Origin of the sequence: Bacillus sp. AFS002410, from assembly GCF_002556365.1 — a bacterium.
GTDB lineage: Bacteria > Bacillota > Bacilli > Bacillales > Bacillaceae_G > Gottfriedia.
Genome location: NZ_NUEU01000017.1, coordinates 37,992 through 59,994 on the forward strand (window position 1 = coordinate 37,992; position 22,003 = coordinate 59,994).

General features: G+C 34.0%; 12 protein-coding genes and 2 pseudogenes. 12 read left to right on the plus strand and 2 right to left on the minus strand.

The genetic code is table 11. From position 1 onward, the window contains the following. Positions 1–619 precede the first annotated feature (619 nt). The 4 genes and pseudogenes from CN692_RS27025 to CN692_RS26725 all read left to right on the plus strand — a co-directional run bounded on the left by CN692_RS27025 (position 620) and on the right by CN692_RS26725 (position 11,361). Entirely contained in the window at positions 620–4,837 is a 4,218-nt protein-coding gene (locus tag CN692_RS27025; RefSeq protein ID WP_098119415.1) for a S8 family serine peptidase, read from the plus strand. A gap of 178 nt (positions 4,838–5,015) precedes the next feature. Then, positions 5,016–5,327 (plus strand): LysR family transcriptional regulator, encoded by a 312-nt coding sequence (locus tag CN692_RS12085; protein ID WP_098119416.1) that lies wholly within the window; start codon positions 5,016–5,018, stop codon positions 5,325–5,327. A 59-nt stretch (positions 5,328–5,386) separates the two neighbouring features. Further along, a complete protein-coding gene (locus CN692_RS12090; RefSeq protein WP_098119417.1) occupies positions 5,387–9,616 on the plus strand; it encodes a S8 family serine peptidase in 4,230 nt (1,409 codons plus the stop codon). A 383-nt stretch (positions 9,617–9,999) separates the two neighbouring features. Beyond that, a pseudogene (locus tag CN692_RS26725) lies at positions 10,000–11,361 on the plus strand (spore germination protein). A 114-nt stretch (positions 11,362–11,475) separates the two neighbouring features. Here CN692_RS26725 and CN692_RS12105 read toward each other — a convergent pair. Continuing rightward, positions 11,476–12,645 carry an ROK family transcriptional regulator gene (locus tag CN692_RS12105; RefSeq protein ID WP_098119420.1) on the minus strand — a complete coding sequence of 390 codons (1,170 nt, stop codon included), beginning with the start codon at positions 12,643–12,645 and terminating at the stop codon, positions 11,476–11,478. Positions 12,646–13,141: 496 nt separating this feature from the next. Between CN692_RS12105 and CN692_RS12110 the strand changes: the two genes are divergently transcribed. The 8 genes from CN692_RS12110 (at position 13,142) to CN692_RS12145 (ending at position 21,391) form a co-directional block, all read left to right on the plus strand. Next, positions 13,142–14,242, plus strand: coding sequence for an amidohydrolase family protein (locus CN692_RS12110; RefSeq protein ID WP_098119421.1), 1,101 nt, complete (start codon positions 13,142–13,144; stop codon positions 14,240–14,242). Between the two features lie 18 nt (positions 14,243–14,260). After that, on the plus strand, positions 14,261–14,617 hold the full coding sequence (locus tag CN692_RS12115; protein ID WP_098119422.1) for a Rieske (2Fe-2S) protein: 357 nt from the start codon (positions 14,261–14,263) through the stop codon (positions 14,615–14,617). An 80-nt stretch (positions 14,618–14,697) separates the two neighbouring features. After that, the gene (locus tag CN692_RS12120; RefSeq protein ID WP_179865591.1) at positions 14,698–15,186 is read left to right on the plus strand and encodes a DinB family protein; all 489 of its coding nucleotides are present in this window, start codon (positions 14,698–14,700) and stop codon (positions 15,184–15,186) included. Positions 15,187–15,310: 124 nt separating this feature from the next. Then, a complete protein-coding gene (locus CN692_RS12125; RefSeq protein ID WP_098119424.1) occupies positions 15,311–16,588 on the plus strand; it encodes an MFS transporter in 1,278 nt (425 codons plus the stop codon). Between the two features lie 168 nt (positions 16,589–16,756). Continuing rightward, positions 16,757–18,160 carry an aldehyde dehydrogenase gene (locus CN692_RS12130; RefSeq protein WP_098119425.1) on the plus strand — a complete coding sequence of 468 codons (1,404 nt, stop codon included), beginning with the start codon at positions 16,757–16,759 and terminating at the stop codon, positions 18,158–18,160. Positions 18,161–18,314: 154 nt separating this feature from the next. Continuing rightward, positions 18,315–19,823, plus strand: a complete 1,509-nt coding sequence (locus CN692_RS12135) for a long-chain-fatty-acid--CoA ligase (RefSeq protein ID WP_098119426.1) — start codon at positions 18,315–18,317, stop codon at positions 19,821–19,823. A 496-nt stretch (positions 19,824–20,319) separates the two neighbouring features. Further along, positions 20,320–20,520: an alpha/beta-type small acid-soluble spore protein gene (locus CN692_RS12140; protein WP_098119427.1), complete on the plus strand. Its 201-nt coding sequence runs from the start codon at positions 20,320–20,322 to the stop codon at positions 20,518–20,520. A 607-nt stretch (positions 20,521–21,127) separates the two neighbouring features. After that, on the plus strand, positions 21,128–21,391 hold the full coding sequence (locus CN692_RS12145) for an N-acetylmuramoyl-L-alanine amidase (protein ID WP_098119428.1): 264 nt from the start codon (positions 21,128–21,130) through the stop codon (positions 21,389–21,391). A gap of 120 nt (positions 21,392–21,511) precedes the next feature. Here CN692_RS12145 and CN692_RS12150 read toward each other — a convergent pair. Next, positions 21,512–21,991 (minus strand): annotated as a pseudogene (locus tag CN692_RS12150) (Ger(x)C family spore germination C-terminal domain-containing protein); the annotation flags it as partial. Between the last annotated feature and the right edge of the window lie 12 nt (positions 21,992–22,003).

A 22,003-nucleotide genomic window follows, 5' to 3' on the forward strand; every position in this document is an offset into this window, starting at 1 on the left:
AATAGAGTAACTACTCGTTTGGTAGTTACTCTATTCATGTTGTTGAAAAAAGAATCTGTCATTGAAATGCCACGATATTATGTAGGAGTTTATTGACAGGGTGTTTTTGTAAACTATGATGCTTTTAATAAAGAGATTTGATGATTTACGCTCCAAGATGCTCGTTTTCCGTGGGATGGGCGATGGGCCCTCCTCGTCACATTCATTCCTGCTAAGGTTCACTTGTTCCACTTCTCGCACAGGAGTCTCGCACTTTCTGCTCCAATTTCTCTTAGTATTCTTTTTTTGAATTTAGTATTAATTAGTAAACTTTTATACTTCACTTCTTTTGAACAATTTATGCTATGAAAATTTGAATTCTAGTATTAAGTATTGCTTTATACAGAGTCCTTAAATGCACGTTTTACTTAGAAGGGACAAGAATTTACAATAAATATGATTAATAGACAAGGGGGGTCTATATTACAATTTTATTTCAGAATATTTTAAATGATTAGTTTTGTTTTTGTCGTTTAGTTGTTACTGCAATAAATCTAATGTGACAGGATTCGATGAAAATAACGTAATTTAAGCATTTGATGGTTTGGAAAATTTTATTAGATGAAATGGGGGCAAAAAAGTGAAAAAAAAGTTAAAGCAACAGAAAATCATTAAGAATGCAACTGCTCTTACTTTAGGTTTAGGGCTTGTTACAAGTAGTTTTTCAGCTTCGTATTTTAATTCTCCATCTAAAGTTCATGCTACTACTCTATCTAACGCTGAAACGATTTTAGCTAAATTATCACCAGAACAAAGACAAGCTTTGGCAAAAATTAATACAGATGATCAATCAGGATTATTTTTAAGCCCAGATGTCAGTTTAGAGAAATCAGAGAATGTATCAATCATTGTTCAGTTTAATCAAAAACCTCATAAAGTCGCTGTTTTAGACGCGGCATTAAAAGGTGATAGCTTATCTGACACTGATGCAAAAAAATTAGTAGATTCAGATCATACTACATTTAAAAATGACTTAAATACGATCTTGAAAACTGATAAAAATGATTCGGCTTCAATTAAGATAAAACGTGAATTCAAAAACTCCTTTAACGGGGTATCAATGCAAATTCCTGCAAATAAAATTAAGACTTTATTGAAATCAAAAGCAGTAAAAGCAATTTACAGTAATACTCAAGTACATGTAGAACAACCAGTGACTGAGGCGACACCATCAACTGAAGCTGTAGGAAAAGGGATGGCTGCAGAAAATTCATTCTTGAATATCAATAAGTTACATGATGAAGGTTTTACAGGCAAAGGCGTAAAAGTTGCTGTTATTGATACAGGGGTTGACTATAACCATCCAGATATAACTGCTGCGTATAAAGGTTATCGTGCTCAGCCAGGTGTTGATCCAAAATCAATCGATATAAATTCAGTAAAAGGCTGGGATTTTATCGATAATGATGCAGATCCGATGGAAACAACCTATGCAGATTGGGTAAAGGCAGGAAAACCTGGTTCAGCTGATGGAGCAGATTATTATACGGAACATGGAACGCACGTTTCCGGAACAATTGTTGGACAAGGTATAAACAATAGTGACTACGCAACGAATGGTATTGCTCCAGATGCTGATCTATATGTTTATCGTGTACTAGGTCCTGGAGGCGGTGGTGCAAATGATGGCATTATTGCTGCGATTGAAAAAGCAGTAACTGACGGAATGGACATTATGAATCTATCATTAGGTGCAAATTATAATGATCCATTGTCTCCAACTAGTATTGCAATTAATAATGCAGTATTAAACGGAGTGACGGCTGTGGTAGCAGCTGGTAATGCAGGTAATGATATGTATACACTTGGAAACCCTGGTAATGCTTCATTAGCTTTAACAGTTGGAGCAAGTGATGTTCCGGATCAAATTGCAACAATGAAAGGTACGCTTGACAATACAGTTTCTGATCTGCGACTTATGGCAAAAGGGTTCGCTGATAAAGTTGAGACATTACAAGGAAATCAATATTCAATTGTTAATGTTGGGTTAGGTACATCAAGTGAATATACAGGTAACAATAAAAGTGTGGCAGGCAAAGTTGTTCTAATACAACGTGGAAATACTACAATAAACGATAAAATTTTGCAAGCAAAAAATCGCGGTGCAGTTGCCGTACTAATATACAATAACAACCCAGCTGAAGGGCATCTACCGTTTAATTTAGGAGAAAGTACTGACTTTATCCCAGCATTCTCTATAACAAATGCAGATGGACTAGCATTAGTACAAAAAATATCGACAGGCAGTCCTCAGTTTTCGTTTAGTGATTTAGGACAACTGACGACTCAAGGTGATAACTTAGCTGATTTCAGCTCAAGAGGACCAGCTAAGACCACATATGAAATTAAACCTGAAATTACAGCACCAGGTGTAAGTGTTTTATCAACTGTACCAGGATTCGTACATGACCATGGTAATCCAGGAAATTACCAATATGCTTATGAGCGAATGAGTGGTACTTCGATGGCAACACCAGCGACTGCAGGTATAGCTGCATTACTACTTCAAGCAAAACCAGATTTACAGCCTGAAGATGTAAAGGCGATTTTAATGAATACAGCAGATCCTTTAAGTAAGCCATATAGTGTATTTGAAGTTGGTGCAGGTCGAGTTGATCCTTATAAAGCAATTCACTCAAGCATTGAACTTAAAGTGGAAGAAAAAACGCCGACGATCATTAACAACAAAGAAAAACAAATACGAATTGATACGGCAGCATTAAGCTATGGAAATAAAGCTTACACCGGATCAGATATTAATGATACTCGCACTGTAACGTTATTAAATAGAGGAGAAAAGTCAAAAACATTTAATGTTAGTGTTAATTTCCAAACTAGTTTAAGAGGATCAAAGGATGCAGTGAAAAATGGGGTAACAGTTGATACGAATCCAACCGTTACGTTAAAAGGAATCAGTCAAAAGAAAACAAATGTAACACTTACGATTCCAAAATCGGCTGAAAAAGGCATCTATGAAGGGTATGTTGTGTATACAAATAAAGATAATCCTAATGAAACGTATAAAATCCCTTTCGGTGTTCATTATGTAGAACAAGGGTTTGATGCTATGAGTAACGCTCGTCAATCAGTATCAACTTCATTAGAAAAAAACCAATTTAAAGATCGAGAAATTCTTACTACCATTTCATTAAAATCACATATGAGATATATTGATGTCGTTGTAGCGAATGCAAAAACAGGTGAAGATTTAGGCGTAATTGGAACTGTTGATGGAATCCCATTAAATGAAGGAGTTTCATATAATGCGCATTTGTGGCAAGGATATTACTACCCGTTTACTAACGATCCAAATAATCCAATTTCTACGAAAGCTTATGCACCAGATGAAGGACAATATAAGCTTAAGTTGATTGGGTACGATGATAATGGAAAATCATATACAATTTCACAAGACTTCTTTGCCGATAATCAAATGCCAACATATGATGTTCACGTTGATGGAGAAAAAAAAGGTAATCCATTTATTGAATATAAACCAGATCAGCAGTTAATTGATATGACCGCATCGATTTCTGATAAGTATGTTAACGTAATGAATGCAGCAGGCTTTAAAGCTGACCAATCTCATAATCATATTTGGTATTACTATAATAGTATTTATCCTACTGACGAACTAACAATAGATAAAGACGGAAACGCAAAAGATCAAATTGCGATGTTACCTTCTCAAGATTTTCTATCTGTCATGTTTGAAGGGATTGATGAAGCAACAAATGGTGCAGGTCAAAAACAGTACATTTTTATTAAGGAAGGTACACCATATGTTTACGGACAACCAAATGATCCAACTAGATTAAATGCAGTACTTAAACATCCTGGTGACACAGTAAAAATAACACTTACTGCAAATAACGTAAATAAACTGATGAAAGCTAATTATAATTTTACGACAAGTAATGGAGATACAAATATTGTCGATATTTCACTCAATCCTGAGGCGAAAAATCTAGGCGGTACTTTAGCTGTGACATCTTCTAATCCATCTACTACAAAAACAAAATCAGATGTAACGGTTACATTTGATGGTAGTAAGGAAGTGTCTGGTGATCTTCCAATGGTTGATGTAACACTTAAATTAACAAATTCAAATCAGACTGATTTTTCTATGGTATCTAGTTTTGCTAATGTAACTTCAACTTTTACAAGTGTAGACAATAAAGTGACGAGACCATTAACTTATGTTGCTCCTATCGGTATTATGCAGGACTACTCAAAAGTAACTGGTTATATTCACCCTAATGGATTAAAAGGTGTAGATGGATTATTGGATAAAACGAAAGACTTCACAACAGTTGGCGGGAAAATTACTGTTATTGATAGCAAAGGAAAGAGATACGAAGGAACAATCGATAAAATTGGACAGTTTTTAGTGTCTGGATTGCCTGTTACAAAAGAAGGTTTTACAATCGTTCAGGACATTCCTGGTCATTTTACAACGTATGACGATTTTAAAAACGTTTACAGTACAGTGGATGATACCATTTATGGCACTAGTAAGTATCTTGGAACAGAGACGGTTGATAATGCGACTGCCGGAGATGTGAATAAAGATAATGTCATCGATCTAAATGACGCTTTAGCTATTCAAACGTATTGGGGAACGAATAAACGAAGTGCAGATATTAACTTTGATGGAACAGTTGATGCGAAAGATTTTGCGTTTGTTGAAGAAAATTACTTAATGCAAAATTCAACAGTTGCAAATCCACCAAAACCTGTCAAAAAGTCAAAAGGGAAAACAATTGAATCCATTAAAAATGAATTAAGTATTCAATAAATAGTTCAATAGACTAAAAAAATTGGTCGTGTCTATTAAGTTACTTTAAAAATTTATTCAAACTATAAATAAATGCATGAAATTTCCAAAGCTATCTGCTTTCACTTGGACAGGAGGCAGATAGTTTTTATAAAAGCTTTAGATGTTGAATTGTTTTATAGATTAATAGGAGGATTTGATGAATATCGAAAAATTACAATATTTCGTTGAAGTTGTAAATACCGGTTCCTTTTTATTTGCAGCACAGAATCTATTCGTGAGTCAATCAGCCATTAGCCAATCAATTAGTAGCTTAGAAAAAGATTTAGGCGTTAAACTATTTGATCGATACCGAGGGCAAGGTGTTGTACCAACTGCAGAAGGGTTACGCATCATCCCACTAGCAAGAGAATTACTAATAAAATGTCAAGAGTTAGAGGAACTAGCCAAATCGATACATGATCGAGTTCAAATGGAACTAGATGATCGATATCAACTCAGTATACTCTAAAAATTTTAACTAATTTACCATTTTATCTAATACAACAATAGACAGGGGAAAGTTAAAAAATGAATAAGAAAAAGAAGTTTATTCAGAATACTACAGCCTTAACATTAGGGGTAGGATTAGTAACAAGTAGTTTTTCAGCTTCATATTTTCATTCACCATCAAAAGTTCATGCAACTTCTTTATTTAATGCAGAAACGGTTTTATCTAAATTAACAACAGCACAAAGACAAGCATTAACTCAAATATCAAAAAATGATCAATCAGGTTTATTTTTAAATCAAGATATAAATTTAGACAGCCCACAAGCTATTTCAGTTATCGTTCAGTTTAATCAAAAACCACAAAAAATTGCCGTTTTAGAAGCTGCTTTACAAGGTGAAAGTTTGTCAAATGACGAAGCAAAAAGTCGAGTGGAAGCAGATCATACAGCATTTAAAGAAGATATACACCAATTTTTAAATACGAATAGTAAAGCTTCTAGTACTTACAAGATTAAAAGAGAATATAAAAACGCATTTAATGGTGTATCGATGGATTTGCCTGCAAATCAAGTCGAATCTTTATTAAAATCGAAAGCTGTAAAGGCAATATACAGTGACGAGACAGTAAAAGTAGAGCAGCCTAATAGTGAAATAACTCCTTCAAAAGAAGCTGCTGGTCAAGGAATGGCAGCAGAGAATGAATATCTCAAAATTAATAAATTACACGAAGAAGGATATACAGGTAAGGGAGTGAAAGTTGCTGTTATTGATACAGGTGTTGATTACAATCATCCTGATATTACAGCAGCATACAAAGGATATCGTGCACAACCAGGAGTAAATCCACAAACAATTGATCCGAGTTCTGTGAAAGGTTGGGACTTTGTTGGTAATGATGCTGATCCAATGGAAACAACTTATGAGGATTGGAAAAATGCAGGGAAGCCTGGAACTAGTGATGGAGCCGATTACTACACTGAACATGGCACGCATGTTTCCGGAACGATTGTAGGACAAGGTAAAAACAATAGTGAATATGCAACGAATGGAATTGCACCGGATGCGGATCTTTATGTATATCGCGTACTCGGTCCTTCAGGCAGTGGTAATACATCAAATGTAATTGCAGGAATTGAAAAAGCAGTAACGGACGGTATGAACGTTATGAATTTATCTTTAGGAGCAAATTATAACGATCCGATGTATCCAACTGGAATTGCAATTAATAATGCAGTTTTAAGTGGAGTAACGGCAGTAGTTGCAGCAGGGAATTCAGGTAGTGATATGTATACTGTAGGATCTCCAGGTGGTGCTGCATTAGCTTTAACAGTAGGTGCAAGTGATGTACCGAATGTGATTGCAACAATGAATGGGAGTGTTGATAGTACGAAGTTTGATTTACGATTAATGGCGAAAGGCTTTAGTGATAATATTACCTCATTACAAGGTCAATCACGTCAAATCGTTGCTGTTGGAACTGGACAAGCTACTGAATACAAAGGTGCAAATAGTCGTGTGGATGGAAAAATCGTACTGATCCAAAGAGGAACAAATACGATAAATGATAAAATTTTGCAAGCAAAAAATCGTGGTGCTGCCGCTATAATAATTTACAATAATAATGCTGCAGAAGGACATCTTCCATTTAATTTAGGTGAAAGCACAGATTTTATCCCTACTTTCTCATTAACCAATGCTGATGGACTTGCTCTATCGCAAAAAATAAGCTCGGGTAGTGCACAATTCTCATTTAGTGATTTAGGGCAAATAAAAACCGGTGGCGATAATCTTGCTGACTTCAGCTCTCGTGGACCATCTCGTATGACTTATGAAATTAAACCTGAAATTACAGCACCTGGTGTAGGTGTATTATCGACTGTTCCAGGATTTGTTCATGATCATGCGAATCCGAACAATTATCAATATGCGTACGAGCGTATGTCAGGTACTTCGATGGCGACGCCAGCTACTGCAGGGGTAGTAGCATTATTGCTGCAAGCAAAGCCTGATTTAAAACCTGAAGATGTAAAAGCCATCTTAATGAATACAGCGGATCCTTTAAGCAAGCCTTATAGTGTATTTGAAGTTGGGGCAGGTCGAGTTGATCCTTACAATGCAATTCATTCAACTATCGAATTAAAAGTTTCTGAAACAACACCAACAATTATTAATAACAAGGAAAAACAAATTAAAATTGATACTGGTGCACTAAGTTTTGGAAATAAAGCTTATAGTGGAAATGACATCAAAGATACTCACTCTGTTACATTATTAAATAGAGGGGAAAAGTCAAAAACGTTTAATGTAAGTGTTAATTTTCAATCTAATTTAAGAGGATCAAAGGATGCAGTGAAGAATGGTGTAACCGTTGATACGACTTCAACTATTACGTTAAAAGGGATTAGCCAGAAGAAAACGAATGTTACATTGATGATTCCAAAGGCGGCGGAAAAAGGAATCTATGAAGGATATGTTGTTTATACAAATAAAGACAATCCAGCTGAAACATATAAAATACCATTTGGTGTTCACTATGTAGAGCAAGGTTTAGCTGATTTTAACCTATCAAAAAACTCTGTCAGTTCATTGGGTACACAGTATTTCCAATATTTTTGGGAAAATAGAGTATTTGGTACATTTAGCTTGAAATCTCATATGAGATCTGTAGATATTGTTTTAACAGATGCAAAAACAGGTATGGATATTGGTTTGCTTAACTCGTATGATGGTGTAGGAGTTAATGAAGGAGTACAGTATAATGTTCTTGCTTATAATGGTGGGTATTATCCATTCACAAATGATCCAAATAATCCAGTTGATTATAATCCGGTGATAACAAAAGAAGGTCACTATTTTGTAAAATTAATTGGATATGATGATGCAGGAAAAACGTATATCTTAAAAAGAGATTTGTTTGTAGATAACACAATGCCAAGCTTTGATATGCATGTAGATGGAGAAAATCCAGGAAATCCATTTGTAGAATTCAAAGCAAATCAAGAAAATGTTCCATTGACAGCTACCATAAAAGACAAAATAGTTGATGAAATGAATTCAGCCGGATTATCAGCAAATCAATCACAAAATCAAATTTGGTATTTCTATAATGATCCATTTTCACCGTCTGGACAACTGACAGTAGAAGGGAATGGAAATGCAACTGATCAAATTGCTATGATTCCAAGCCAATCCTATTTACATGTGTATTTTGAAGGGATTGATCAAGCAACAAACAGTGCTGCACAAAAATCGTACTATTTCGTGAAGGATGACACGCCATACGTTGCAGGAACACCGAATTTACCAACGAGATTAAACGCACTTTGGTTGAAAAATGGAGACACTGTTACAATTACTTTAACAGCGAATAATATCGACAAAGTGAAAGAAGCTGTATACAATTTTGATACAACTAAAACTGATACAAAAATACTAAATATTGCATTAAATCCAGAAGCACAAAAACTTGGTGTAAAAGACTTCAATGTGACATCAACAGATAAATCAAGCACGGTTGTTAATTCAAATGTAAAAGTTTCATTTGATGGAACTACTGGTGTTTCCGGTGATGTTCCGATGGTTGATATCACTTTACAAATTCCAAAAGGTCAAGAACGTTTGGGTTCATCAAGCTTTTATAGCTCAGCAGTGAAATCGACATTTACGAATGTGGATAATGTAGTAACGAGACCAATCACAGAGACAGTGCCAATCAATATTTTATCTTATAATTCAACTGTAAATGGTTATTTATTTGCAGAAGGATTAAATAAAGTAACGAGTACTGGAACTGGCGTAGATTCTGCGAAAGATTACACGACAATTGGTTCAACGGTTCAAATTTTAGATAAAAATGGAAATGCGTACAATGGAACAATTGCTAAAAATGGTACGTTTAAAATCTTAAATTTACCAACAACGAAAGATAAATATACGCTTAAGATTGATATTCCAGGTCATTTCACTCAATACGGAGATTTTGATTCTTATCTACCATTAGATGATCAAATTGGTGGTAAGTATTGGACGAATATCTCAAACGTAGTAACAGGAAATGCAGTCGCTGGAGACATTAATAAAGATAATGTCATTGATGTGATGGATGCTTTAGCGATTCAAACTTATTGGGGGACAAATAAACGTAGCGCGGATATTAACTTTGATGGAAATGTGGATGCAAAAGACTTTGCTTTTGTAGAAAAGAACTACTTATTACAAAATAAACAAGTTGATAACGCGCCATCTCCTAAGAAACAATATAAAGGATCAACGCTTCAAAGTATTAAAAATGGATTAGGAATTAACTAATAGATTAGAAGATTCTTTCTACCTGTTTCTGAATATTGGAACAGGTAGATTTTTTGTTCTACGATAAGAAAGTAAAAATTAGCAGTGAGGAAGAGAACTTGAGGTAGATGCCAAATCTTGGAATAAAGTATAAGTGCAAGTACGCCTTTGTTTTCTCCTAAAAGGCTCGGTAGTCGCCGAGTTTTCTTTATATGCTCAATGCATTGAATAAAATGCTTTTCATTACGGAAAGGAATTCTTTGGATTTTTTTGTTTAAAGGAGAGCCTAATATGCTTAAAAAGATGAAGGAGCTAAAGAATGGGTGAATTGAAACAAATATCTTTATCGGTTAACTTTTTTAAGAATCTAAATCTAATCCAAGAACAATTTAATGAATCCTGACTTGAAATTTCGTTTATTTAAAATTAGAGGAAAGATTGATCGTGAGGCTGCGATTTTTTATCTCGATGGAATTACAAATAATGAAACTATACAGAACCATCTTCTTTCACCGTTGTTGCATGTTGGAGAAATTGAAAAATTAGAAGACATTGTTTTTTACCATCTTTCAATTTTAGATGCAATTGTAGTAAGAACGATTAATGAGATTTTGAGTGGATTATCAAAAGGGAAAACACTAGTTCTCATTGATGGATTTAATGAAGGAATTTTAGCAGATACTTCGGATTGGCAAAAAAGAGCCATTTCTGAACCAGATACACAACGTTCTATAAAAGGTCCATTGGTTAGTTTCAATGAGCAATTGAAAAATAATATCAATTTATTACGTAATATGGCACAGACGCATCAATTAAGTGTAGAAAGTTATTAAATTGGTCAGGAATGTAATACAGATGTCTCGATTTTATATATGAGAAGCCTTGTTAATCATCATGTTTTAGAAGAAGCTAGACAAAAAATTATGAATATCGATGTTGATTATTTATTAGAAGCTAGAGTAATAGAAGATGCATTAGAAGGGAAGAAGAAGCTTTTTCCACTTACTTTTACGTGTTAACGGCCAGATGTAACGGTTTCAGCTTTGTTTGAAGGCAGAGTAGTAATTCTGGTAAACGGTAACCCTTCTTGTATAATTGTTCCCTGCCTTTTTCTCAAAAATATTCATCAACCTGATGAATATTTTTCAAAATCAGGTCGATTTGGGTATCGTTTTATGCGCTTATTTGGTGGGTTCCTGTCAGTTTTCTTACTAGGATTATATGTGTCAATGGAACGGTTTCATCATAATTGGATTCCACATCATTTTGCTAAAAAATTGTTATCCAGCTCAGATACACTTTTTCCTATTTTGATTGAAATTTTTTTCGTTTTGATTTTGTTTCAATTTCTGACCGAAGCAGCACTACGAATACCAAAGTCAACTGTTATTATAGTGTCTTTGATTGGTGCAATTGTAGTAGGCCAGACCGCGGTTTCGGCTAAACTAATCCATCCATTAACATTAATTATAGTTGGAACTAATTTTTTAGCAACGATTGTAATCGCAGCAGGAGGGTTATATGGAACTGTACTAATACTAAGGTTTATTTTTCTACTACTTGGTTATTTTTTTGGAGTAACAGGTATTCTAATAGGATTCATCATTCTAATTGCATATATGGCATCACTTAAATCTCTTGGTGTACCATGTTTAGCACCTTTTATTCCATTTCAATGGAACGAAATGAAAGACGGCTTAATCCGAGGAGATTTGCGAAAGTTAATTAATAGTAAGCATACGTATCAAACTAAGAAAAATAAATGAAGCGAAAATAAGGTGAAGTGGAAGAAAACAAATGATTAAATGAGCCGGTAACGATGAATCCAATCAGTTACCGGTTCAATTAATAAAACAGCAGTATCATATTTGGCTGTGTAATTAATCCAATAATTCATGTATAACAATACAGCCTGCTCCAATGGCCGCTGCGTTTTCGCCAAGTGTAGGACGAGTAAATTTAAATTCATAATCAGGATAAACTTTTTTCATTCGCTCTTGTGTAGTTTCAATTACGATTTCATAAAATAAATCGATCTTTGCTATAGTTGGTCCACCTAAAATAACGATTTCGGGATGGACAATGCTTAAGTAGGTAGAAAGTCCAGCCCCGAAGTAAATAGCAGCATCTTTAATGACTTGGATACATAAAGGATCATTTTCTTGAACTGCTGAGCAAATATCATCAAAATTTATTTGTTCATTTACAGAAAACTTTTCATTTAATATCGAAGAATGACCTCTCTTTAAAGCGTTTATTGTATCATCAATCATCGCTGGAATAGAGGAATAAGCAAGAGCACAACCGAAATTTCCACAAATACATTTTCGCCCATGAATATCGACCACTATATGGCCATGTCCAAATTTTCCGGCTGTATCTGTCGTTTTACGGAGAATATGTGCGTTTGTTAAGATGCCAGTTCGAATACCAATCCCGCTATGTATAAATACAGCATTGTCTGAACCCTTCCATGAACCTTGTTGATATTCACCTAAAACTGCGGCATTTGAACTATTTTCAATCGATATTTTCATTTGTAACTGTTCACCAAGAATAGTACTAAGTACTTTTTTATCTAAATCGATGACCGAATTTTCGAGGGCAATTCCTATTCCAAGAATACATGAATGATTAATTTGATGTGCTTGTAACATGTGTGAAATGACTTGGGCAATTTTTTGAGCCGCATTTTCTGATGAAGTTCCTTGAGAGAGAAAGAGTACTGATTCAGCTGTGATTGTTAAGGAAAGATCCATCATCAATATTTTACTGGGTGTAGAAGATACGTCTATGCCAATAACAAAATAGTTATTTGGTGTAACTTGATAGAGAGTTGGTTTTCTTCCTCCTCTCGATTCACCAAAATTACCTTCACTAATTAGCTCTTCTTTTGTGAGATCTTCGATAAAGCGCGAACAAGTACTTTGTTTTAATCCAGTAAACTCCATGATTTTTCCTTGTGAAATCGGACCATATTTCCATATCAATTTGTAAATACGTTTTTGAGTGTGCGCTTTTTGTGATTCTTGATTTAAAAATTGGAACATGAAAGCTTTTCTCCTTAATTATAAGATTCACTATCGTCATTTTATCACTATTATTTTTAAAAAACAGTATCAATATTAGCAGTCATTTAATAGTTAAAGATCAATTGCAACTAACAATAATGTTTTTACTTATCGGTTTACTTAAGAAAAATGACTGTTTTTTACTACAAGAATGAGCATAATGTTAATCGGTTCCTGATTTTAGTTGTTTGTACTTGCATCCAAAATGAATATATCATTGGTGTTTTATCTATAAAATTAGATAATCTAAAATATTTTTAAAACGCTTATGTAAATGTATTGACCCAATATGGATATAAGTTTTATAATTGGATTAAGAATTATAATATCTGAAAATTTAGATTCATCTGAAGATTCCTTAGCGTATTTATGATGGAGAACTTGCAAAAATTGCATCTTAAGTGAAACAGTCAAAACTGAATCGAAGCAAGTCTATTGCTTCATCATTTACAGTAATTCAAATAGGAGGAAGAAAATGACTACTATCCAACAGAACACAGACTTAGAAAAAGAAAAGACAAGAAAAGGTTTACCCGTTATCGATTGTGATATCCATGAAATGCCAGTATCAGTGTTTGACTTATTACCTTACATGGAGGAGCCGTGGAGAGGTTATTTAGAAAGAGGACAATGGCAACCAAAAAGATTACCATATACTTGGCCACTTCCTGGCGGAGTAGACCGACTGGATTTAAAAAATGACGATAAAAATTGGTTTGCAGGAACAGATTTCAATTTAATGAAAAGAGAAGTTTTAGATAAATACAATATTAAATATGCCATCTTAACAAGCTTATTTTATCCTTCTGATACACCAAAGGCAGTTCAGCCAGAATTTCGTAATGCGCTTGCGAGTGCTTACAACGATTGGGTTATTGAAAATTGGTTGACTAAAGACGATCGATTACGTGGATCAATTTGCATTAATACACGCGACCCAAAGGCTGCGGCGCAAGAAATTGACCGCGTTGGTAGCCACCCGAAAATCGTACAAATCATGATGCCTGTATTGTATGACGTGGAATTTGGAGATCCATATTTCCATCCAATCTATGAAGCTGCAGAAAGAAATAATTTGCGAATTTCAATGCATCAAAGTACGGACACACAACCAGCGGGCGGATATCCGACTTATTACATGCAGTGGCATACAACGATGCCGCAAAATTTCATGACTCAAATTGTCAGTCTAATAACACATGGGGTGTTTGAAAAGTATCCAAGCTTAGGATTTATTTGCTTAGAAAGTGGATTCACATGGTTACCCCATCTAATGTGGAGATTCGATGTGAACTATCGCTCTCTTCGAAGAGAAGTACCATGGTTAACAAAAAATCCGAGTGAATATATCCGAAAACACTTCCGTTTCAGTACTCAACCGATGGATGACCCAGAAGATGCAAAACAGTTATTGCAAATTATTGATATGATTGGGCCTGAAATGCTTGTCTTTTCAACGGACTACCCTCATTGGGATTTTGATGATCCATACCGTGCGTATCCTAGTATTTTCCCTAAAGAATTAAAGCAACGTCTATTGTACGATAATGCTCGAGAATTTTACGGTTTTGAGTAATAGGGGAGGAGGGAAAATATGAAATTCGCAGTTGCCAAAATAAATGACATGAACCCAGGAGAAATCAAAGAAATTACGGTAAATGGGAAAAAATTACTTTTATGTTGTATGAAAGATTCTACCTATAAGGTATTAAGTGCCCTTTGTCCACATGAGGGAGCAAGAATGGTAGGAGCCAGAACATTAGAAGGTACAACACTTAGCCCTTGTGTAGGAGAAATCGAATTTGGTCGATGTAATGAAATCATTCGGTGTCCATGGCATGGATATGAATTTGATGTTAGTACAGGTAAGACATTATTTGAATCAAAAAATATGAATCTTAAATCCTATGAAGTGAACATAGATGGAGAAGAAATTTTTGTAGAGGTTTAGGTCTTGGGAAAATGTGTATCCGAAATGTACGGTTAAAAAACTTTCTTATGAAAATCTTTTAAGAGAAAAGGAGAATGTTTATGAATTTCTGGAATCAACAAAAAAATATATTTAATCGATCACATGTTACATTAATAAAGATGCTTAAGTCTATCGCTGAAGTGGTTGCAAATCATCAACCTAAAGGTTTTAATAATTCACTTCATTGGAATGTTGGACATATTTTAACGATTAATGAACAGCTTTTGTTTTTGTTACCTAATCATCCAACAGAATTTCCACTTCATTATATTGAATTATTCGGACAAGGAACGAAACCAACTGAATTTCAAGAAAACGTACCCTCATTGGAGACGTTAATTGACCAATTAATTGATCAAAAAACGCGAGTAGAAGAACTGGCTGTCCAAGGATTTGATCTGAAATTAACTGAGCCACTACTGTTAGAACCTCTCTCTTTAGAGACAAATGGGGAATTGTTTAATTTTGCGATTTATCATCAAGGAGAACATACCGGATTTATTAATGCACTAAAAAATATCGTTGAGATAGCAGAAGTTCAAAATTAAATTGAAGAAATAAATCCGTCGACTATGTAAGCCTCCTTGTGTTAATTGCAGATCATGTTGTCGACGGTTTTTAATAGTGCATGATGTGGCTGAAAGGTGAAGTATTCAAAAAGGGGGACTTACTTTGAAGAGAATTCGTGGAATCATACTTTTATTTTTATTTATCGGATTAATGATTAACTATGCAGATAAATCGGTGTCTGGATATGCTTCAATTGCGATTATGAAAGAATTTAAATTATCAGCTCCTCAGTGGGGAGTGGTCGGAAGCAGTTTTTTCTGGTTATTTTCATTGGCAGCAATCGTTGGTGGAGCATTGTCAGACAAAATTGGATCAAAAAAAATGCTTACAATTCTTTTGCTAGCATGGACAGTTTTACAGCTAGGGGCATTCGCCATCACTGGTCTTACTGGACTTATCTTGTACCGAATTTTACTCGGAATGTTTGAAGGTCCGAGTGCACCAGCGATGTACAGTCACGTAAGTAAATGGTTCCCAAAAGAGCAGCAAGGACGGGCTTTATCCATTCTGAACATAGGTGCTCAAATTGGGGCATTTTTATATGCTCCGATTGTTGTTCATCTGATTCATAATTTTGGGTGGCGATTTTCGTTTGCTAGTTTTGGTGTATTCAGCCTATTGTGGGTTCTTTTTTGGATTCCATTTGGTAAGGATAAACCGGTTGAAACAAAGAAACCTAATCTTAATATATCTATACAACCAAAATTGAAATCCTCTGAAATAGTCAAACTAGTATTCTCACGTAATTCAATACCATCGATACTAGCTTTATTCGCATGTTTTTGGTATGTAGTATGGCTACTTGTCTGGATGCCACAGTATTTGGTAAAAGTGATTCATCTATCATCTCAACAGATGGGCTATTCGGTATTAAGTATTGGCTTATGCTCGATGATTATTTCTTATGCGATTTGCACTTATTCAGATATATTGTATAAGAAAAGTGGGGATTCTCGTAAATCTCGTGTAAATTTATCAATCATTACGATGCTGTCAGCAGGAGCTATGTTGACTTCAATACTGTTCATTCATTCAACTGTTTGGGTCATTGTTACTATTGCTTTTGCAAGTGGATTTGTAAATGTGTTCTTAGCTTTAGGTCCCCAGTTATTAATGAGTTTTTCTCCTGAACGTAGTGGATTAATGGCAAGCTTAGGTACTTCATTTATGAATTCAGCAGGAATTATTGGCCCAATTGTAACAGGTTATTTAATCCAATCTGCCGGAAAAGGAAACGTAGAAATGGGGCATAATTATTTTATTTTTAGCATCATTGCATTACTTGTCGTTGCAAGTATATTATTATTGGTTTTTGTGCATCCAGATGAGCGTGTTATTAAGATGGCACAAGAAAATGACCAAGGAATTAATATAGTTTAATGGATAAGTAAAAAAAGAAGAAAAACGACCCTAGTACAGGTAGATACAATTTGTTTTATCAAAATTGAAAATCAAATAGTTTTGTATTTCGATAGATTCATAATAGTTAGAAAAAATAGCTAAAGAATAGGTGGCTATTACAATTTCGACTATAAGGAGTGTTTAATCATGGAACAAGTAATCGAAAAAACATTAGTTGATTCATCTCAATATGCTTCATTGGTTTCATCACAGAATGCTTTCTTTCAAACTGGAAAGACTCGATCATATGAATTTCGAATTCAACAGCTAGTAAAATTATATAAAGTAATTTCAGAAAATGAGAAACTTATTTTAGAAGCAGTAAAAAAGGATTTAAATAAGAGTGAGTTTGAAGGGTTTTTTGGAGACGTTGCCTTAATACTACATGAAATTACATATGTCAAAAAACAGTTAAGAAAATGGATGAAGCCTTCAAAAGTTCAAACGCCAATCACTCATTTTGGCAGTAGTTGCAAAGTTTACCGTGAACCTTATGGTGTGAATTTAATTATTTCACCCTGGAACTATCCATTTCAGCTAACATTTATCCCGTTGATTGGTGCAATAGCTGGTGGAAATACAGCTATTATCAAACCTTCAGAACTGACGCCGAACTCTTCTGCATTGATCGCAAGATTGATTAAAGAGACATTTTCAAGTGAGTTTATTGCCTGTATTGAAGGAGGAGTTGAAGAAAGTACAGCCCTATTAAATGAGAGATTTGACCATATATTCTTCACAGGTAGTGTTCAGGTCGGAAGTATTGTGATGCAATCGGCAAGTAAACATTTAACGCCTGTTACTTTAGAACTTGGTGGAAAGAGCCCAACAATCGTCGATTCAAGTGCGAACATTAAACTTGCTGCTCGAAGGATTGCATGGGGGAAATTTTTTAATGCTGGTCAAACTTGTATTGCTCCTGATTATATATACGTACACAAATCAATTGAAGAAAAGTTTCTTTCTACATTAAAAGAAGAGATTGAGAGATTATTTACGGAAAATCCTCTTACTTATAGTGATTACACACATGTTGTTAATGACCGCCATTTCTCAAGGTTAAAAAAATTATTAGCTGGACCTACTGTATTTTACGGAGGGGAAACTGACGAAATAACACTAGCATTTGAACCTACTATTCTTACAAATGTTACACTCGATCATCCCGTAATGAAAGAAGAAATTTTCGGCCCTATTTTACCAGTATTAACTTTCCGTTCAATTGATGAAGTAATCAATGACATTAACAGTAATCCTAAACCATTAGCACTTTATTTGTTCACGGAAAAAAGTTCAGTAAAAGAACGGATTATTAATAACATTCCATTTGGTGGAGGATGTATAAATGATACTTTATATCATATTACAACACCTCATTTACCATTTGGCGGAGTCGGGCATAGTGGACATGGATCCTATCATGGAATCCATTCATTTAAATGTTTCACACACGAAAAGAGTGTTCTAAATCAAACAACTAAATTTGATTTAAATGTAAGATACCATACTACAAAAGGAGCATTAAACATTATTCGAAAACTTTTTAAATAGTAACAAACCCCTAGTTTGCTTTTTATTAAGTTGGAACCCTAGTTTTTTATAAAAAACAGCTGTGATTATTTGAATTTTCGAAAAATAGTCTGTTACGTGTATGGATTTAAGATAAAACGAAATTAATAGTTTATATAGAAGGAGAGCAGAATAAATGAGCTGGAACTTAAATGAAAATTTAAGAAAAAGTACTGAAAAATTTCCAAATCGTTTGTCCCTTACTTTTGCAAATGAAAGTATGACATATCGTGAGTTGGATTCGACTGTTGATTTGGTTGCTTCCAACTTAATTCACTATGGAATTAAAAAAGGTGACAAAGTAGCATTATTATTAGGTAATTGCACTGAATTTGTCATTGCCTATTATGGTATTCTTCGTGCTGGTGGGGTTGTTGTACCGATTAATCCAATTTACACAGGAGATGAAATTTCCTATATACTATCTAATAGTCAATCGAAAGCTGTTATTGCAAATACTTCATTGGAGTTTGTACTAGCTAATCTAAAAGAGCAATTAAACGATTTAGAAATGACGTTTTATATCGAATCTACTTGGGAACTTCTTGTTCAAGCTGCTGATCGATATGATTACCCTTTAATCAATGAAGACGATCTTGCAATGATCTTATATACGTCTGGTACAACCGGTAAACCAAAGGGTGCCATGTTATCTCAGCGTAATATGGCTTCGACTGCCGCATCTTTTACTAAATTAATAGAATTTAAAGAAACCGATCGAATTTTAGCAGTACTTCCTATGTTCCATGTATTTTGTATGACTGTATGTATAAATGCACCAATTATGTGTGGAGCAAATATCGTTATTTCACAAAAATTTAGTCCAACTGATGTTATTCAAACGATTTTAAATGAAAAAATAACTTTATTTGCTGGTGTACCAACTATGTATAGCTATTTAATGCAAGTAAAAGATTTCTCAGCTGACCATTTTTCAAGTGTTAGGGTATGTTTATCAGGTGGAGCCTCTATACCTGTTGAATTACTTCTAAGATTTGAAGGAAAGTTTAATACTACTGTATTAGAAGGCTTTGGATGTTCTGAAACCTCCGCAATTACAGCAATCAATCCTTTAAAAGGAAATAAAAAGACTGGTTCAGTCGGAGTAGATATACCATATGTAGTAAATATGATTGTCGATCCAAATGGAGTCGAAGTTCCAAGAGGTGAAGTAGGAGAACTAATTGTAAAAGGTCCGAATATTATGATTGGATACTTTGGCATGCCTGATGCCACGGCTTCCTCTTTGAAAAATGGTTGGTTTTATACAGGTGACTTAGCAAAAAGGGATAAAGAAGGATACATCTATATTGTTGATCGAAAAAAGGATATGGTACTTGTAGGTGGATATAATGTTTATCCAAGAGAGGTCGAAGAAGTGCTCTATCAGCATCCGGCCATCGTAGAAGCAGCCATAATTGGAATACCTGATCATCATTATGGTGAAAGTGTGAAAGCTTTCGTTGTTTGTAGTAATGAAAGTGTTACAACTGATGAATTATTCTATTTCTGTAAAATTAAATTAGCAAAATATAAAGTACCTAAAGAAATCGAAATCATTTCTGAAATGCCTAAAAATAGTACAGGTAAGATATTGCGGAGAGGATTACTTGCGCCAGAAGAGATCCCTGCTGAAATGAACTAATTTATAAATGTTGAAATCAGTACCTTAAAATAACAAGTGCACCCTACCTCACTTATTCAATCATATTCATTGCACAAAAATTGCACAGACTTAATAGAAACAATAGAAATAACGGACAAGCTGTGCATAAAATTACAATGACTCCTTGATTTAATGGACTTAATTGACCTAAAATATCCAGTAATACTGAATAATCCGCGCATCCTGTAATTGACAGGGTAGGGGTCGATGGTTCAAGTCCAGTTCCATACTTTTAGAGAAGCTGTAGGCCTTGGTGTTATTGGGTTTTCAGCTTCTTTAATTTTATTAGTTCGCTATGAATCCTTTTAATTAAACCTCGCGGGTCATAAACTATTCTGAGCGTTATAATAGCTCAATTTTAATATTACCTGTAATTTAAAATTAATTTGAATAGATTTTAATTTTAGAGATAATACTATCTCCAATCTGATATTCTCTTATCAGACAAACTAATATTTAAAGGAGCTAAAACATCATGGCAAACAAATCTTCAAATCAATATGCTTCACCAAATGCTCAATCTGCAATTGACGCAATGAAAATGGAGATAGCTTCGGAGTTTGGAGTGCATCTAGGTCCAGATTCAACTGCTCGTGCTAATGGTTCTGTAGGTGGAGAAATAACAAAACGCTTAGTTCAAATGGCTGAACAAAGTCTTGGTGGCTATTCAAGATAAGTATTAATATAATATATATAGTTGAGAGACTCGCACAGAATGAGTCTCTTTTTTTATGTCCAATTTCTAATTACTAATTAAGATAAGGAACTAATTAATCAGGTATTTTACTTTATTATATATAGTTTTTGGGTATAATGGCACAAAATGGGTATGGAAATGGAAGTATATATAGTTCATTAAATTTATCGTAAATTCACATTAAATTCACAACTGTAGATTATAATAACTTCATCCTTTGAACATAAAGTATCAGAAAGAAGGCGGACTAATTGAAAACCCTTAAAATAAGCTCAGTAGATGAACTACAAAAATTTGAAGCAAACCTTAAGAAGTATAATTGGGTTTTGATGTTAATTGCAGTGATCACTATACCTTTTATTGTAAGCAATTTGTAAAAAGAAAAGACAACAAATTAGTCTTTTTGATTTGTGTTTAAAGACCTTTCCTAGTATTTAATACTTCTATTCTGAGAAATAATTGATAATTAGATGTTAAAAACATGTACGAATTAAGCCCTCTAAAAATTGGATTAGAGCAACTACTTGAACAGTAGTTGCTCTTTTTTATAGTACTTACAATTTAGTTTGCTCTTTTAAAATTTTTTATGGTTCACTTTAAAACTAGTAAATACACCCTACATCTTAAACAAGCAGCTACCAAATTACTAGGAGGAGGATTAGTATCAGTCCCAGTAGTCAACTCACCTGCTGCCAAGTTCATACTTGCCAATATATTAACAAGAACAGCAATCTTAATTGAACTTGGATACATTTCAAATTCAACTGATGAAGCGCGAATGACTTCAGAAGAATTTCAAACAAATACAACAAATTCAATTGTTGAAGGGATGCTCGAATATTTTAAATAGAAAATTTTTTACTAAAAGTAAAGGTCAACTAACACATTCGTTTGTATTAGAATGTACCTTTTTAAAAAGAGAACCAACTATCATTAATTGATCAGTCGGTTTTCAAATTTAAACATATTTCTAGAATGGATAGGCTTTTTTTCTCATCCCTACATTTTCAATTTGTATATTAACTTGTACTTTAATTTTTGCATCTACAAATAATTCATTCCAATGATCAGCAACTTTATTAAAAGTTTTAGCGTCTAATAAATGATATTTATCACCAAATCCAAAGCTATCGCCACCATACTGTTGAACTTTTTCAATTCCATTGACAATTATTTGATTAATTTCATGCTCAGCCTTTTTTTCATAATTTGATAAAGTCTTTGCTTTATCAAATTCATCATTACATAATACTTCATCAAAATGTCCAATTGAATTAATTTTTACTACAATCACTGGTAATTGATTCTTCATTTTTATTGTTACTTTACTTTTGATTCGAGTAAGCTCTATTGAGTCAAAAGTATCTTCATTACATCGAATTTGTATATTAGTCGTTTTTATATTATTGTCAATTATTTGGATGGTCTTAGCCGACGGACCATCCAACCATCCTACTAGTTT